Raw genomic sequence first — 17,198 nt, 5'->3', positions numbered from 1 at the left:
GTTTGAGCTGCCTGTTCCAACATATCAGCACGCTATGGCCGCGAGACATCCCCCATCACGATGCGAACGACGAAAGCCGGCGCGCAGGCGGGGGGCCTGCGCGCCGGCTTCGGGTCATAGCGCGATGGGCGCGGCGAATCAGACGGATCAGTTGTCGGACATCGCGAAGTGGTTCTTCATCGCGAGGCTCGACGTGTACAGCGCCGTGTCGAGCAGCTTCTCGGTCTCCTTCTTGAGCTGGCGTGCGAGGTCCTCGTTCGCCGTCGCGAGCACGTCGCGCACCTCGGGGTTGCGCACGGCCTCGATGATCTCGTCCGGCTCCATCGGCTGCACGTCCTCGACGAGTTCGTCCTCGACGAATTCGTCGTCGTATTCGTGTTCGCGGGCGGACGCCTCGAGCACGGCGTCGCCGCCGAGACGGTTCACCTGCTCGTCGGCCGCGCGCAGCATCGCGTGGCCAAGCGCGCCGACCTTCAGCTGGTAGTTCTCGACGGCGGACATCGTCTGCGCGTGCTGCGCGTCGCACAGCACGCCGATGATGCGGTTCGCCCAGTAGAAGTTCTCCGACGTCACGCGCGCCGTCGTGTCGCGCAGATAGGCGGGCGTGTCGTCGACGTTCGGGAAGAACGGGACCATCGCGTTGAAGGGGTTCGAGCCGTAGGCGATCCACTGCACGGCGCGGTTGACCTGCGGGCGGTATGGACGGATCTGCATCGCGGCGAGATGGTTCGTGCGGTTGATGCCGATCGGGCGGAAGCGCGTGCGCGACATGTCGTCGCCGCCCGTGCCGTACGGGTCGAAGGGCGTCTCCTGGTAGTGCGAGCTCAGGATGTACTTGACGTCCTCCATCGTGATCTTGCGGTCCGGCTGGCGGCACCACGGGATGTCGTCGGCGTCCGGCTTGTGGTCGGCGTCCGGGCCGTCCCAGACCTCGTCGAGCGGATTGAAGTAGCGCTGCATGTACCATGCACGCGGCGTGTTGTAGACGTGGTCGGAGTCGGAATGCGAGCCGAAGGCGTCACGCGGCGAGAACGGCGACGCGCCTTCGACGGCGAGGCTCAAATGGTTGCCTTCGATGAAGTCGTCGAGGTCGGCGGAGCACATGTAATCGCATTGCTTGCCGAGCGCGTCGTCGAGATCGAATTCGTCGATGCCCAGCTGGTTCGGCATCGTCACATAGCAGTCGTCGGGCACACGGCGCGCGATCCAATGATGGCCGCCGACCGTCTCGAGCCACCAGATCTCGTTGACGTCGCTGAACGCGACGCCGTTCATCTCGTAGGTGCCGTACTGCTCGAGCAGCGCGCCGAGGCGCGCGACGCCCTCGCGCGCCGTCTTGATGTACGGCAGCACGATCGTGACGAAGTCCTCCTCGCCGATGCCGCCGGCGACCTCGGGCTCGTAGTCGTCGTCGCCCGGCTTGCCGATCGCCGGCGCGAACTCGACGAGCGGGTCGGCGCCGAGCACGCGTTCGTTCGTCGTCAGCGTCTCGGTGGCGCTCATCGCGACGTTCGCCTCGTTGACGCCGGCCTCGCCCCAGATGCCGCTCTTGCGGATCGCGTTCGGCACGCTCGAATACTGCAGCGGGTCGTCGGGCAGATCGATCTCGACGTGCGAGAGCACCGACTTGTAGTGGCGCGGCTGGTCCTCCGGCCTGACGATGACGAACTGCTTCGGGTCGAACTCCCCGTTGCAGCTGTCCTCGTTGCGCGCGATGATCGTCGATCCGTCGTAGCTTGCGTCCTTGCCGACAAGCAGCGTTGTACAGCTCATATTGTTCCCATGTCTCCTGTTGGTTGTGTCTGCTTCGTCCGCCTGCGCCTTCGGTGGCGGCGGACATGTTCCGATGCGGTCATTGTAGGGGCCCGTGCGGCGCGCTGCCCCGGCCCAGCCGGGATATGGATACGCCGGACGCGAACAGTGGCCCTGCCGCGGGTATCACGATGACGGCCGGCGGATCGCTCCGCCGGCCGTCATCGTGAAGCCGTCAGCAACTGCCGACGAGTGTGATGCCGCCGCCGTCGACGACCTGCGCATGTTCGAGGCCGTGCAGCATCGCGTTGAGCCAGAAGCCCTGCTCGAGTCCCGCGATCGGCTCGGTCGTGCCCCATAGCTGCAGCACGTAGCGATGGTCCTGGTCCGGCGGCTGCGGACCGGTGTAGTGCGCGACGAGCTGCAGGTTCTGCTGGTCCTGGCCGTAGAGCGGCGAAGCCTGCGAATTGCGTCCCTGCGCCGCCTCCGGGATCATCGCGTTGACCTTGCGTGAGAAATCGGCGGGAATCTGCAGCGCATGCGCGTCGGACGGGTCGAACATGATCGCGTCGACCGGCAGGTTCGCCATCGTCCAGTGGATCCATTCGAATCCGCACACCGGAATCGAATCGGGGTCGCTGAACTCCCAGTGCAGGTACTTGACGGCCGGATTGAGATGGTCGATGTAGAAGGGGAAGGAGATGCACGGCACACCGTCCACGCGGGCGTCATCGGGCGCCTTCTTGGCGTAGAGGTCCGGCACGGTGGTGAAATCTGCGGAAACTAGCATGTCTTTAGTATCGCGCATCGGCGGCGCGCATGCCGGCGCATGACCGGATATATCGCGCGTCGCGAATACTCTCCGGCGGCTGCGCGGCCGCTCAGGCCTCGGCGAGCGCGCAGAACAGCGCCTCGAAGACGAGCAGCGCGTTGCCGTTGCCGAACAGGCGGCGGCGCGCGACGTTGATCTCGTCGAGACAGCGAATCGTGCGCTCCCGGCGCAGCCGCGCGCTCAGGTCGGCGATCGCGCGGCGGTTCTCGACGTTGACGAGACCGACCGATTCCTCGGCGTCGTTCTGCAGGACGGCGACGTCGCGGTAGATGCTCGCGACCGAGTTGAGCGCGCGGTCGAGCACGTCGCGCGTGCGGCGCGTCGTCTGCCGTTTGACGTCGTCGGCCTTCGTCAGCGCGTTGTACGCGGGGCGCAGCGACGGCGGCACGCGGTCTCCCTCCTGCAGGCCGTTGAGGCGGAGGAATTCGGCGCGCGCTTTGTCGCCGCGTTTCGCCACGTCGGCGGCGGCCTGCGCTTTCGCGCTGTCGAGCAGGGAGCCGGCGAGCAGTATCGCCTGCGACGTGCGGCGCAGCCCGAGGACGCCGACGACGAGTTCGTCGCGGTCGGCGAGCACCTGCGAATCGGTCGCGTACAGCGTCGCGACGCCGATATGCCCTTCGGCGAGGCGCGCGGCGCGCATCGCGAGGTTGTGGCCGACGTCGTGCCGCTGCTCGAGGTACTGCGCGACCTGCGCGTCGGAGGGCACGCCGAGGTTGACGATGCGGGTGCGCGAGCGGATCGTCGGCAGCACGTCCTGCGCGCTCGGCGCGCACAGCAGCCAGATCGTGTGCGGGCTGGGCTCCTCGATCTCCTTGAGCAGCACGTTCGTCGTGCGTTCGAGCATGCGGTCGACGTCCTCGATGATGATGATGCGCCACGGGCCGCTGCGCGGCATCTGCTCGGCCGTCGTCACGAGGTCGCGCACCTCGTCGATGCCGATCGTCACCTTGTCGGTAGCCAACGTCGTCACATCCGGATGCGTGCCGGCGAGCACCTCGCGCACGGCCTTCGTCGGCTCATCGTTCAGGCCGTGGTCGGGACTCTCCAACGCGGCCGCGAAGGCGCGCGCCATGTTGGAGCGGCCCGAGCCGGGAGGTCCGCAGATCAGCCATGACTGCGCCAGCATCTTCGGGTCGCCGCAGCTGGCCGCGCGCAGCTGTTCGACGACGCGGTCCTGCCCCACGAGGGTGTCCCATACGCTCATGACGTCTCACCCAACCAGATTCGCGCTGTCTTGGCAAATCGTCTGCGCGATGTCGTCGGCCGGCGCCGACGCGTCGAGCACGAGGAATCGTTCGGGGTCGCGCTCGGCGAGGTCGAGGAACGCGCGCCTGGTGCGCCGCTGGAAGTCGTCGCCGGCCGATTCGATGCGGTCCTCGGCGTGCGTGAGCCGCCGGTGCGCGCACGCCGGATCGATGTCGAGCAGATAGGTGCGCCGCGGCAGCAGGCCGCCGGTCGCCCACATGCTCAGTCCGCGGATCTCGTCGGACGTCAGTTCACGACCGCCCGCCTGATAGGCAAGCGACGAATCGAGATAGCGGTCGGTGATGACGATCGCGCCGCGCTCGAGCGCCGGACGGATCATCTCGGCGACGTGCTGCGCGCGGTCGGCGGCGAACAGCAGCGCCTCGGCGCGCGCCGCGATCGGCTCGTCGCCGTGCAGCAGCAGCCGGCGGATCTCGACGCCGAGCGACGTGCCGCCCGGCTCACGCGTGACGACCGCCTCCCTGCCCCGCGCGCGCCAATAGTCGGCGAGACGGTTGGCCTGCGTCGTCTTGCCGGCGCCGTCGACGCCCTCGAAGGAGACGAACAATCCCTGCCCTGTCATCGTCGTCCTGCCGTTCAGCGCTTCGTCCTCGGCACGACCGCCGGACGCACATAGCCTTCGTGTTCGGTCAGATAGTCGAGGTCCGACTTGATCGTCGCGGGCGTCGAACCGATCTCGCGTGCGATGCGCGCGTTCGGCCACCCCAGATCGGCGAATTCGCGTACCTTCCTGCGGCGCTCCTCGCGGGCGGCCTGCGCGGGGCTCACCGTCTTCGCCGGTTTCGCGGCCTTCGCCGTCTTCGTCTTGCGGCCGCGGCGCTTGGCCGGGCCGGCCGCACGCTTCTCGGCGAGCAGACGGAACGCGTCCTCGGCAGAGATCGTCTTCGGGTCGTACTGCTTGGGCAGCGAACGGTTCGTCTCGCCGTCGGTGATGTAGGCGCCGTAGAAGCCTTCCTTGATCGTCACCGGCTTGTTCGTCGTCGGGTCGTTGCCGAGCTCGCGCAGCGGCGGCTTCGCAGCACGCCTGCCGCGGCCGTACTTCGGCTGCGCGAACAAGTCGCGCGCCTGCTGTTCGGTCACCGTGAAGATCATGTCCTCGTTCTCGAGCGAACGCGTCTCGCTCAAGCCGTCGGCGCGTTCGCGCGTCAGATACGGGCCGTAGCGGCCGTTGTTCGCGAGGATCTTCGTCGTGCCGGTCTCGCCGGTCTTATCGTCGGTCTCGTCATAGGACGCGACGAGGCGTGGCAGGCTCAGCAGCCTGAGCGCGTCGGCGAGCGTAATCGTCTCCGGCGTCATCGACTTGAACAGCGACGCCATCTTCGGACGCGCGTCCGAGCCCGGCTCGACGAGTGCGATGTACGGGCCGAAGCGGCCGTTGCGCAGTTCGACGGTGCCGCCGGTCGCCGGGTCGGTGCCGAGCACGCGCGGGCCGCCGGCGTTCTCGTCGATGAGCCGGTGCGCCTCGGCGACGGTGAGCTCGTCCGGCGCGAGCGTATCCGGGATCGACGCATGCTTCGGGTTGCCCTTGTCGTCGAGGTGTTTCGTGTCCTCGAGATACGGGCCGTAGCGGCCGACGCGCACGTTGATGCCGTCGCCGATCTCGATCGTGTTGATCGCACGCGCGTCGATCTCGCCGAGCTGCGCGACCTGCTGCTGCAGGCCTTCGTGCACTTCGTCGGCGTTCTTCGCCGCGTCCTTGCCGGTGCCGAAGTAGAAGGCGGTGAGCCAGTCACGGCCGGTGTCCCTGCCGTGCGCGATCTCATCGAGGCCGTTCTCCATGTCCGCCGTGAACTGATAGTCGACGTACTTGGGGAACTTCGTCTCGAGCAGCTTCGTCACGGCGAACGCGAGCCACGACGGGATGAGCGCGCGGCCGCGCTCGTACACGTATTTCCTGTCGATGATCGTCGAGATGATGCTCGCATAGGTGGAGGGTCGTCCGATCTCCTTCGCCTCGAGCGTCTTGACGAGCGACGCCTCGGTGTAGCGCGCCGGCGGCTGCGTCTCATGGCCGTCCGCCTTCACGTCGCGCGCCTGCAGCACGTCGCCGGCGGCCATCGGCGGCAGCGACGTCTCGTCGTCCTTCGCGCCCTTGCGGTGCTCGCCGAGCACGCGCAGGAAGCCGGGGAACTCGATGACGGTGCCGGAGGCCTGGAACGTCGTCTCGCCGCGGTCGCCGGCGTCGGCGACGAAGCGCGCCGTGGCCGTCGAACCGGTTGCGTCGGCCATCTGCGAGGCGAGCGTGCGCTGCCAGATGAGCGTGTACAGCCTGAGCTGATCCGGCGGCAGCGAACCGGCGAGTTGCGCCGGGTCGCGGAAGTGCGAGCCGGCGGGTCGGATGCATTCGTGCGCCTCCTGCGCGCCGGCCGTCTTCGTCGCGTACTGCTTGGGGCCGTCGGACAGATACCGCTCGCCGAACTCGCGCGCGACCGATTCGCGCGCGGCGTGGATCGCCTCCTGGCTGAGCGTGACCGAATCGGTACGCATATAGGTGATGTAGCCGTTCTCGTACAGCGTCTGCGCGGCGCGCATCGTCTGCCTCGACGACATGCCGAGACGGTTGCCGGCGGCCTGCTGCATCGTCGACGTCGTGAACGGCGGCTGTGGACGGCGGCGGTACGGCTTCTCCTCGACGTCGGCGACGCGGAACGGAGCGGACGCGAGCGCGGCGGCGATCGCGTCGGCATCGGCCTGGCCCAGCTGCCGCACGCCGTCCCTGCGCGCGGCCTCGGTGAGTTCGCCGCGCGACGTGAAGTCCTTCGATCCGGCGACGCGATGGCCGTCGACGGCGGTCAGGCGCGCGTCGAAGGCGACGTCGGCGCCGAGCGCGTCCGGCGCCTGCAGCTGCGCGACGACGTCCCAGTACGGCGCGCGCACGAAGGCCATGCGTTCGCGTTCGCGTTCGACGATCAGACGTGTGGCGACCGACTGCACGCGGCCTGCGGACAGTCCCGGGCCGACCTTGCGCCACAGCACCGGCGACAGTTCATAGCCGTAGAGGCGGTCGAGGACACGGCGCGTCTCCTGCGCGTCGACCATGTGGCCGTCGACCTCGCGCGTATGTTCGAGCGATGCGCGGATCGCCTCGGGCGTGATCTCGTGGAACACCATACGCTTGACCGGCACCTTCGGCTTGAGCGTCTGCACGAGATGCCAGGCGATCGCCTCGCCTTCGCGGTCCTCATCGGTCGCGAGGAAGAGCTCGTCGGCGTCCTTGAGCGCGGCGCGCAATTCGGCGACCGTCTTCTTCTTGTCGGCGCCGACGACGTAGTACGGCTTGAAGCCGTCGTCCACATCGACGCCGAACTTGCCGAAGCGCGCCTTCTGGTCGGCGGGAACCTGACTCGGCTGGGCAAGGTCGCGGATATGGCCCACCGAAGCGAGCACGGTGTATCCATCCCCGAGGTAGCCGCCGATCTTCTTCGCCTTCGCCGGGGACTCGACGATCACGAGCTTGCTGCCTGCAGTCATGATTTCTCCTTACATGCGGTATTCGCACGCCATATTACTCACGGGCTGCTCAATCATGTACGCCCGGGCGGCGCTGACGGCAACGCGCCGGGCGTTTCGGCGGCGCTCATTTCGCCTTGGGCGGCAACGGCGGCGCGCCGATGAGCCCGAGCTTCGTCAGCGGCGCGGCCGTCAGCTGGCGCATCATCAGCACCATGCCGTTGACGAGGGCGGCGCAGCCGAAGACGAGCGCCGTCGTCGCCGCGCACGATCCCGACGCCGCCCAGCCGGCCGAGGATTCGAGTCCCGGCTGCACCTGCCAGATGACGTAGGCGCCGTAGGCGGCCGCGCACAGCCCGAGCGTGATCAACGCGGTCGCGACGAGCTGGATCGACGGCGACGAGACGCGGTCGCCCGGCCGGTCCATGCCCGACGCGCGCGTGCACGCCAACATGAGCATCATCAGGCCGCCGGCGACGAACATCGCCATCAATACGTCGCTCGGCCGGTGCCACTGGTCGAAGACGACCGACACGCCGACGGCGATCGTGCAGATCGTCGACAGCACGGCGCATACGGCGCGCCATGCGTGCGGCACCGCGCACAGCAGCACGAGTCCGGCGGCCGCCGCGAGCATCGTGTGCCCCGACGGCGCCGAATTGTTCGCCGACGATTCGATGTAGACGAGGAACGGCCGCGGCAGATACGGCTTGAGCAGCTTCGCGGCGGCGAAGCAGACGGCGCTGTAGGCGGCGAGCTGCCCGATGAGCCACCAGCGGCGGCGCAGCGCGGCGACGACGAAGGCCGCGACGCCGAAGGCGAGCGCGACGCCGATGATGATCGGCGACTGCAGATGGCCGAGGCTGAGCCACGACGGCATCATCGACGCGTAGTTGACGATCACGAGGTCCTCGAAGGTCTGCCCGGCGACGGTGCGCACCCCGAGCCAGTAGACGGCGGCCGCGATCATGAGGAAGACGACGCCGAAGACGATGCACAGCACGACGCTCGACGTGCGCGGACGCAATGTGAGCGGGTCGAGCTGCGCGAGCTTGGAGCGCATGTCGCGCGCGAGGACGTCCTCCTCGTGCGGCTTCCCCGGGCCGTCCTGCGGCACCGGCTGCGGCGCGGGACGTTCCGTCTTCTCGAGCGCGGACCAGTGCGTCGCGTCGGCGGACGGCTGCGCGGCGTCGTCGGGACGCGTGGATGGGGTGTCGTGTGTGTGCTCGGTCATGCTACCGACTGTAACGCAAGTACGGAAGAACGTCGGCGGGTATGGAAAAACCTCCACGCACCCACCAGAGGCCACTTACCCTTGCTGCATTCCTGCCCTGGGGGGATTGGGTGACGTAGTGCCACGCGGAGGCATTCATCAGTGTACACCATGCCCCGACACCGCAACACACGGCATGGCGCCGGTATGACGAAGGCCGCCCATGTCACGGGGGACACGGGCGGCCTTCGTCATGCCGGACGGCGGCGTCGTGGAGGCTCAGGCCTTCCAGACGTCCTTGCCGTCGGCCTTCGCCTTGGCGACGTCGGCGTCGAGCTCGGCCTCGTTGGCCTCGACCTTGCCGGCGATGAACTCCTCGACGAGGCGGCGGGCCTCGTTGTCCTCATGCTGGACGGCCGGGGACTTCATGAAGTAGGAGGACGGCGCGAGCACCGGGCCGGCGAGGCCGCGGTCGAGCGCGATCTTCGCGGCGCGCACGGCGTCGATGACGATGCCGGCCGAGTTCGGCGAATCCCACACCTCGAGCTTGTACTCGAGGTTCAGCGGGACGTCGCCGAAGGTCGTGCCCTCGAGGCGGACAAACGCGAACTTGCGGTCGTCGAGCCATGCGACGTAGTCGGACGGGCCGATATGGACGTTGTACGGATCCATCTCGTGGGGGACGATCGACGTGACGGCGCGCGTCTTCGAGATCTTCTTCGACTCGAGGCGCGAACGCTGCAGCATGTTCATGAAGTCCATGTTGCCGCCGACGTTGAGCTGGTAGGTGCGGTCGAGATGCACGCCGCGGTCCTCGAACAGACGTGCGAGCACACGGTGCGTGATCGTCGCGCCGACCTGGCTCTTGATGTCGTCACCGATGATCGGGACGCCGGCGTCACGGAACTTCTGCGCCCACTCCGGGTCGGAGGCGATGAACACCGGCAGGCAGTTGACGAACGCGCAGCCGGCGTCCATCGCGGCCTGCGCATACGCCTTGTCGGCCTCTTCGGAGCCGACCGGCAGGTAGGAAACGAGGACGTCGACCTTGTTGTCGCGCAGCACCTGGGCGACGTCGACCGGCTCCTTGTCCGACTCCTCGATCATCTCGCGGTAGTACTCGCCCAGACCGTCGAGCGTCGGTCCGCGCAGCACCTCGACGCCCAGGTTCGGGACGTCGGAGAACTTGATCGTGTTGTTCTGCGACGAGAAGATCGCCTCGGACAGGTCCTTGCCGACCTTGTCGGCGTCGACGTCGAACGCGGTGACGAACTCGATGTCGCGCACGCGGTAGCCGCCGAAGTTGTTGTGCATCAGTCCAGGGATCTTGTCCTCATCCTTGGTGTCCTTGTAGTACTCGACACCCTGCACCAGTGACGAGGCGCAATTGCCCACACCGGCGATAGCCACGCGAATGCTCATGAAAAATGACTCCTCTAGTTGCGTGCGTTGTTCGCCTTTCAGCATACCGCGCATTGCCCGCGGCGGCCTGCCAAAGGAACTTCAAGACACTAACGTTACCGTGTATGCAGGAAAACCTACGCCGGCGTAGTCACGGCGGCCGATGCGCCCCTCGGCGAAGCGTCGGCGGTTTTTCAGGTACGCCGATTACCGTGGACGTCATGGCTTCACAGACACGTACCGTACGTTCGGGCGCGTCGGGCGGCGCGCACAGGGCGTCGCACGGCGCCGCGGACGCAAGAAAGACATCGGCGGGCAGCGCCGGCGCACGCAGGAACCATCGCGCGCCGAAGAACAAGAAGGACCCGCAGAAGAAACACAAGGGACTGTGGTGGAAGATCCTGCTCGGCGTCATCGGCGGCATCCTCGTCCTCGGCATCGGCCTGTTCGCCTACCTGTACGCGACGACCGACATCCCGCAGCCGGAGAAGGTCGCGCTCGCCGAGAAGACGACCGTCTACTACAACGACGGCACGACGCCGATCGGCTCGTTCTCCGAGCAGAACCGCGAGATCGTCAACTGCTCGACGCTGCCCGACTACGTCGGCAACGCGATCGTCGCCTCCGAGGACCGTTCGTTCTGGACGAACAAGGGCATCGACATCACCGGCATGGCGCGCGCGCTGTACAACAACCTGACGAAGGGCACACGCCAGGGCGGCTCGACGATCACGCAGCAGTATGCGGAGCGCTATTATCTGGGCGAGACGACGTCCTACGCCGGCAAGATCCGCGAGGCGATCCTCGCGATGAAGATCGCGAACTCGCAGGACAAGTCCGAGGTGCTGTGCAACTACATGAACACGATCTATCTGGGCCGCGGCGCCTACGGCATCCAGGCCGCCGCCCAGGCGTACTTCGGCAAGGACGCGAAGGACCTCACGCCCTCCGAAGCCGCGATGATCGCCGGCATCATCCCGGCACCGAGCACCTGGGATCCGGCCGTCAACCCGAAGCAGGCGGAGAAGCGCTTCGAGCGCGTCGTCGGCATCATGCAGGAGGACGGCTACCTGACCGCCCAGCAGGCCGCCGACGCGAAGTTCCCCGAAGTCAAGGAGTACATCCCGAGCAACGACTACGCGGGATCGACCGGCTACATCCTGTCGACGGTCGAGACGGAGCTGACGAGCAACAAGGCGTTCACGAAGGACGAATTGGAGACCGGCGGCTACAAGGTCGTCACGACGCTCGACAAGGCGATGCAGGACCGCATCCAGCAGGTCGGCGACGAACGGCCCGAAGGCATGCCGGAGACATTGCAGGTGGGCGGCCTCGCCGTCGACCAGAGCAGCGGATCGGTGCGTGCGATGTACGCGGGGCAGGACTATCTCAAGCAGCAGCTCAACAACGCGACGCAGTCGACGTTCCAACCGGGATCGACGATGAAGCCCTTCGGACTCATCGGCGCAGCGCAGGACGACGTGAGCTTCTCGACGCTGTTCAACGGCAACTCGCCGGAACGCTTCGAGACGACGCCGGGCACCTTCGCGGAGGTGCCGAACGCGCTCGGCATCAGCTGGGGCACGATCAACCTCAACCAGGCGACGGCGAACTCGGTGAACACCGTGTTCATGAACGTCAACGAACATCTGACGCCGAAACGCTACGCGCAGATCGCGCATGACGCCGGCATCACCGGCGACATCCAGGAGGACACGCTCTACAACATCCTCGGCATCAACTCGCTGACCGTCTGGGACCTTGCACAGGGCCACTCGACGATCGCGAACAACGGCACGAAGAACACGCTGCACATCGTCGACCGCGTCACGAAGGCCGACAAGGACATGTACAAGGCGAATCCGGCGCCGAAGAAGGTCTTCGACGAGAACGACTGCGCGCTCACGCAGCACGCGATGCTCGGCACGACGACCTACGGCACCGCCGCCGGCGTCTCCTCGCAGCTCGGCCGCCCGGTCGCCGGCAAATCCGGCACCGCGAACGACGAGACGGCGGCGAGCTTCGTCGGCTACACGCCGCAGCTGATGAACGTCTGGGCGATCTGGAATCCGGGCGAGAACGGCGAGAACCTCGTCGTGCCGTCCTTCGCCGGCTACGGCGTCTCGTCGACCGGCTATCCGGCGCATCTGTTCGCCGAGTTCATGTCGACGGCCGTCGCCGACATGCCGGTCGAGCAGTTCCCGGCCGCCGTCGACGACGGCGTGATCGGCGGCCCGAACGGCGACTGGGGTCTGGGCGGATCGCGCGCGCCGGCGACGAACCAGGGACAGAACACGCTCACGCCGAGCGCGTCGCCGAGCGAATCGGCATCGGCAAGCGAATCGCCGTCGCCGAACGCATCGTCGTCGGCGACGCCGAACGACAAGCCGACGAGCAAGCCGCAGCAGCCGGAGCAGACGACGCAGCCGCAGCCGCAGCCGACACAGCCGACGCAGCCGAACACGCCGGCCGAGCCGACCGAACCGGCCACGCAGCCGACGGGTGAGCCGCAGCAGCCGGCAGGACAGTAGCGGCACGGCGGTTGTGCGGGGATACGTTCCCCGCACGTCACCAACACGAAGGCGCGGCGCCCACCGGAACGAATCCGGTGTGCGCCGCGCCTTGTAATTGGCATCGTACATCGCGGACGATCACGACGCCCGCGACGCCGTTCAGCGCGCGGAGCGGTTGACGGCGGAGATGATCGCCTTGAGCGAGCTCGTCACAATCGACGAATCGATGCCGACGCCCCAGACGATGCTCGTCTCGCCGTCCTCGAGCGCGATCTCGCACTCCACGTAGGAGGCGGCGCGCGCGTCGGTGCCGACCGACAGCGTGTGCTCGGCGTAGTCGAGCACGCTTGCATCGACGCCGAGCACCTTGACGGCGTCGAGGAACGCGTCGATCGGGCCGTTGCCGGCGCCGGAGATCTCGCGGACCTCCTCCGGGTCGGTACCGACGTTGAGTCCGCGGTCGAGCACGGTCGCGTTGAGCGTCGTGTCCGAACCGTCCTCGCCGGAGGACAGGCTCACCTTGAGCAGCTTGAGACGGCCCCACTGCTCGAGCGACATGTCCTGCTGGTCGCCGACGACGGCGCCGGCCTCGGTCGTGCCGGCCTCCTCGACGGGCAGGTACTCGTCCTTGAACAGATGCCAGATGTCCTCGTCCTTGACTTCCTTCTTCGTCGCGTCCGCATGCTGCTGCACGATGCGCTCGAACTCGACCTGCAGCTTCTTCGGCAGGTCGAGGTTGTGGTTCGCCTTGAGCAGGTACGCCATGCCGCCCTTGCCGGACTGCGAGTTGACGCGGATGATCGCCTCGTAGGAACGGCCGATGTCCTTCGGGTCGATCGGCAGATACGGCACGAGCCACACGAAGTTGTCCAACTCGGCGCCCGCCATGTCGGCGGCCACCTCGCGGGCCTCGAGACCCTTCTTGATCGCGTCCTGATGCGAACCGGAGAACGCCGTGAACACGAAGCTGCCGGCGTAGGGGTGACGCTCGGAGATCTTGATCTGGTTGCAGTATTCGACGGTGCGGCGGATCTGCGGGATGTCGGACAGGTCGATCTGCGGGTCGATGCCCTGCGTGAGCAGGTTGAGTCCGAGCGTGACGAGGTCGACGTTGCCGGTGCGCTCGCCGTTGCCGAGCAGGCAGCCCTCGATGCGGTCGGCGCCGGCGAGCATGCCAAGCTCTGCCGCGGCGACGCCCATGCCCTCGTCGTTGTGCGGATGCAGCGACAGCACGATCGCGTCGCGGTCCTGCAGATGGTTGGAGACGTACTCTACCTCGTCGGCGAAGACGTTCGGCGTCGTCATCTCGACGGTCGCCGGCAGGTTGATGATCATCGGATGGTCGGGGGTCGGCTTGATGACGTCGATGACGGCGTTGCACACCTCGACGGCGTACTCGGGCTCGGTGCCGGTGAAGGACTCCGGCGAGTACTCGTAGTAGAGGTCGACGCCCTCGGCGTCCGCCTCGAGCTCCTTGCACAGCGCGGCCGCGTCGGTCGCGAGCTTCTTGATCGCGTCCTTGTCCTTGCGGAAGACGACTTCGCGCTGCAGCACCGAAACGGAGTTGTAGAAGTGCACGATCGCACGCCTGACGCCCTTGAGGCATTCGTAGGTCTTGCGGATCAGGTGCTCGCGCGCCTGCGTGAGCACGACGATCGTCACGTCGTCGGGGATGAGCTCACGTTCGATGAGCATGCGGATGAAGTCGTAGTCGGTCTCGGACGCGCTCGGGAAGCCGACCTCGATCTCCTTGTAGCCCATCTCGACGAGCATGTTCCAGAACCGCAGCTTGCGGTCGGAGTCCATCGGGTTGACGAGCGCCTGGTTGCCGTCGCGCAGGTCGACCGAGCACCAGCGGGGTGCACGGGTAAGTCGCTTGCCCGGCCACGTGCGCTCCGGGTAGTCAAACGGCACCTGCTTGTCGTACGCGACGTACTTCGTGTACGGCATCGCACTGGGCTTCTGCGGAGCGCCGATAAAACGTGCCGGAGGCAGCAGCGGGTCGTTGTTCCCTCCGTTGGATGCCGCGGCCACTGCGGCGAGATCAAACACGGACGAATGATCCTGACCCATCTCTCCTCCTTCTGCGTATGAGTGCATAATCTTTGGGGTTTCATTGCATACGCGCATCGCGCGTATCCATCAACTTATACACGCTAATAAAAAGAGCGCGCCATGCAGTCCGCATGCTGGGCAACCCGTACAGGTGCTTTACAAACGGAGGCTACAATGGCGCGCTTTCGTCGGACCATCCGGCCGACCACCCGACCGGATGGTCGGACTACTCGGTCAGATAGAAGACGTTGCCGTCGCTCGGCGAGACGTTCATGTGGTAGCCGAGAAGCTTGATGAACGGCTTCGTGGAATCGGGGGCCACGTAGTCCGGCTCGGGCATGGACTGCGCGATCGACTTGACCTGCTCGCTGTCCGCCCCCTTGAAGATGTACACGAAATTCACCGGCTTCGTGATCTCGGCTTCGGAGTAGAAGGTGCCGGATTCATAGCAGGCGGCATAGCCACGTTCGGAGCCGCAGCGGTAGTCGCTGTCGGGGCCGCGGAACTCGATGCCCACGGATGCGGGGATATCCCACGAGGGCCTCGCGCCTTCGGCGACCGGGCTCACGGTGGCGCTGTTCGGATCGTCCGAGCTCAGCGGCATCGCGTTCTTGCCGGATTCGGTCACGTTGCCCTTCGCGTCCAGCGTCAGGCATGTGCTGCCGTCCTTCAGGCAGTACCTGCCGGCGATCGGGCTCATGTCGCCGCCGTCGACGCTGGCGCGGATCTGCTGGGGCGTCAGCTCCTTGGGCGTCGGCATCGTCGACTGCTTGTCCTGCTTGTCCTGCTCATCATCCGATTGCTCGTCCGACTGTTTCTTGTCCTTGTCGGACTGCTTGTCGGACTGCTGCGCGGCGCCGTCCACATCGGCGTCCTCGAGCGCGTCCCAATCCAGATCGGAGGTCTCGCACAGATAATACGCAGTGGCGTCGCTCGGCGCCGGACGCATCGCCACGGAGGCGTCCTTGACGCCATTCGCCTTTCCCCACAGGGAGTTGTATGGCAGGAACGGATTGAGACTCTTGCTGCTGTAGTCGGCCTCGCGCTCGTCGTCGGCGTACTGCTTCACGTCACGGTAGAGCAGGAACGGACGGTCCGTGTCCACTTTCTGCTGTTTGCCCACCGCGTCGAGCGCGGACTTGTCGAAGTAGCCGCTGGCCTCGAGCTTGTCCAGATCGGCGCCGACGGGCGCGACGACGAAGAAATTGCTCATCCGGTACTTGCCGCCGGTGTCCTTGCCGACATCGGATGGGTTGTCGGTGGTCGCGACCTTGCCGGCCTTGCAGTACTGGGTGGCTCCCGGGCTGGTCCTGCTCAGGAACGTGTCGCCGCACCAGAAGCCGGTGAACGCCTTATGCGGCATGAGTTCGAACGCACCGGTGTCGCCCTGGATCAGATAGTCTTTTGAGCCTTGGCTGCAGAACGCCTGCTGGACCGCATCGCAGACCACGAGCGGCGAATCAGCCATCGCATAGTCGTCGGACTTCGCGCCGTCCACAACACCGAAGTCCTGCAGATCGTCCTCCTCGCCATCCATGTCGCCGAGCGTGATGCAATCACCGCCCTTGGTGCACCAGCGGCCCGAGGCCACATCGTCGGTGCTCGCGCCGGCAGCGGCCATCGAAGCCGTGTCCCCCGTGTCATCCGCCGATTGGATGAAGGTGTCCTTGGCGCCCTGCGCGTCGACACCCTGGAACAACGTGACGCTCTGTCCCGATTCGAGTACGCTGCCCGGCGCCGGCTGCGATCCGCTCACCTTGCCGATGTACTGTTTGGACGCCAGACGCTTGCGCACACTGACGTCATAGCCCTTCGACTCGAGTTCGGATGCGACGTCATCCACGTCGCGTCCCATGATGTCCATCGGGATGCCCGAACCCTGCTTGTCGGCCACGCCGATGTAGATCTCGGGCTGCTGCTCGCTGACGGCCTGTCCCGGTTCCGGCGACGTGCTCACGACGGTGCCTTCGGCCGTCTTGCTCGAATCGGACACGAGCACCTTCTTGTAGTGCACCGGCACGCCCATGTCCGCGAAGGTCTTCGTCACGGCCTTCGCCTTCTTGCCGACCGTCCTGTCCGGCACGCCGGCGCCGGCGGACTCACGCACCTCCACCGTGCTGCCCGCCTTGACGCGAGCGCCCGCGTCCGCGCCGCGGTAGCCGAGGAATGCACCCTTCTTCGCTCCCGAGAACTCCTTCGTCTTCTTGACGTGCAGACCTTTGCTCCGCAGCTGCGCGGCCACCGTGTCCGCGCTGACGGCGTCCTTCGACGTCAAGGTCGCGGCCTGCGCCTGCGGCAGCGTCTTGCCTCCCCACAGTTCCGCGTTGTACGTCAACAATCCCGCGATGACCGCGACGACGACGATGGCGACGGCGACGATGGCCCATACAAGCCACCGACGCGTCCGATCGGTAGCCGACGTCTGCGCGGCGGCGGCCGAAGCCGTCGGTGCCGGCGGCACCGACGAAGACTGCGTACCGAAGGAAGCCGATGGCGCCGGCGGAGGCACCGCCGCGCCCGGCATTGGCGCGGGCGGCGTCCCTGCGGAGGGCGACGGAGCCGGCGGAACCGGCGCGGACGGCGCTTCGGCGGCCGACGGAGTGGACGGCGACGGCTGCAGCGGCTTCCCGCAGCGCGTGCAGAATTTCGATTTCGGATCATTGTTCGATCCACAATGCTGACAAATCATCATTGTCCCCTATATCTTTTCTCTATT

General features: G+C 66.6%; 10 protein-coding genes and 1 other RNA gene. 1 reads left to right on the top strand and 10 read right to left on the bottom strand.

Features of this window, described 5'->3' with window-relative positions; genetic code table 11:
• Window positions 1-147: 147 nt before the first annotated feature.
• From BCHO_RS02395 to BCHO_RS02365, 8 genes are all read right to left on the bottom strand, one after another.
• Window positions 148-1,773, bottom strand: coding sequence for a C69 family dipeptidase (locus tag BCHO_RS02395; RefSeq protein WP_024541646.1), 1,626 nt, complete (start codon window positions 1,771-1,773; stop codon window positions 148-150).
• Between the two features lie 214 nt (window positions 1,774-1,987).
• Complete coding sequence (locus BCHO_RS02390) at window positions 1,988-2,542, bottom strand: YbhB/YbcL family Raf kinase inhibitor-like protein (RefSeq protein ID WP_024541647.1); 555 nt, start codon at window positions 2,540-2,542, stop codon at window positions 1,988-1,990.
• A 91-nt stretch (window positions 2,543-2,633) separates the two neighbouring features.
• The gene (locus BCHO_RS02385) at window positions 2,634-3,788 is read right to left on the bottom strand and encodes a DNA polymerase III subunit delta' (protein WP_024541648.1); all 1,155 of its coding nucleotides are present in this window, start codon (window positions 3,786-3,788) and stop codon (window positions 2,634-2,636) included.
• Between the two features lie 6 nt (window positions 3,789-3,794).
• Window positions 3,795-4,412: a dTMP kinase gene (gene tmk / locus BCHO_RS02380; protein ID WP_024541649.1), complete on the bottom strand. Its 618-nt coding sequence runs from the start codon at window positions 4,410-4,412 to the stop codon at window positions 3,795-3,797.
• Between the two features lie 14 nt (window positions 4,413-4,426).
• Complete coding sequence (gene topA / locus BCHO_RS02375) at window positions 4,427-7,321, bottom strand: type I DNA topoisomerase (protein WP_024541650.1); 2,895 nt, start codon at window positions 7,319-7,321, stop codon at window positions 4,427-4,429.
• A 106-nt stretch (window positions 7,322-7,427) separates the two neighbouring features.
• A complete protein-coding gene (locus BCHO_RS02370; RefSeq protein ID WP_024541651.1) occupies window positions 7,428-8,534 on the bottom strand; it encodes a phosphatase PAP2 family protein in 1,107 nt (368 codons plus the stop codon).
• Between the two features lie 41 nt (window positions 8,535-8,575).
• Window positions 8,576-8,672: signal recognition particle sRNA small type (ffs, locus tag BCHO_RS08960), an RNA gene on the bottom strand.
• A gap of 120 nt (window positions 8,673-8,792) precedes the next feature.
• On the bottom strand, window positions 8,793-9,935 hold the full coding sequence (locus BCHO_RS02365) for an inositol-3-phosphate synthase (protein ID WP_024541652.1): 1,143 nt from the start codon (window positions 9,933-9,935) through the stop codon (window positions 8,793-8,795).
• A gap of 200 nt (window positions 9,936-10,135) precedes the next feature.
• Between BCHO_RS02365 and BCHO_RS02360 the strand changes: the two genes are divergently transcribed.
• Complete coding sequence (locus BCHO_RS02360) at window positions 10,136-12,445, top strand: transglycosylase domain-containing protein (protein WP_024541653.1); 2,310 nt, start codon at window positions 10,136-10,138, stop codon at window positions 12,443-12,445.
• A gap of 141 nt (window positions 12,446-12,586) precedes the next feature.
• On the opposite strand, the gene leuA is transcribed toward BCHO_RS02360, so the two are convergent.
• Both leuA and BCHO_RS02350 read right to left on the bottom strand, forming a co-directional pair.
• A complete protein-coding gene (gene leuA, locus BCHO_RS02355) occupies window positions 12,587-14,500 on the bottom strand; it encodes a 2-isopropylmalate synthase (protein WP_024541654.1) in 1,914 nt (637 codons plus the stop codon).
• A gap of 208 nt (window positions 14,501-14,708) precedes the next feature.
• Window positions 14,709-16,817, bottom strand: coding sequence for a PASTA domain-containing protein (locus BCHO_RS02350; protein ID WP_051354954.1), 2,109 nt, complete (start codon window positions 16,815-16,817; stop codon window positions 14,709-14,711).
• Window positions 16,818-17,198: the final 381 nt, after the last annotated feature.

The sequence above is a fragment of the Bifidobacterium choerinum genome (assembly GCF_000741135.1).
Taxonomy (GTDB): domain Bacteria; phylum Actinomycetota; class Actinomycetes; order Actinomycetales; family Bifidobacteriaceae; genus Bifidobacterium; species Bifidobacterium choerinum.
Note: the sequence above shows the minus strand (reverse complement) of the source record. Positions and strands in the feature narration are given on the sequence as shown.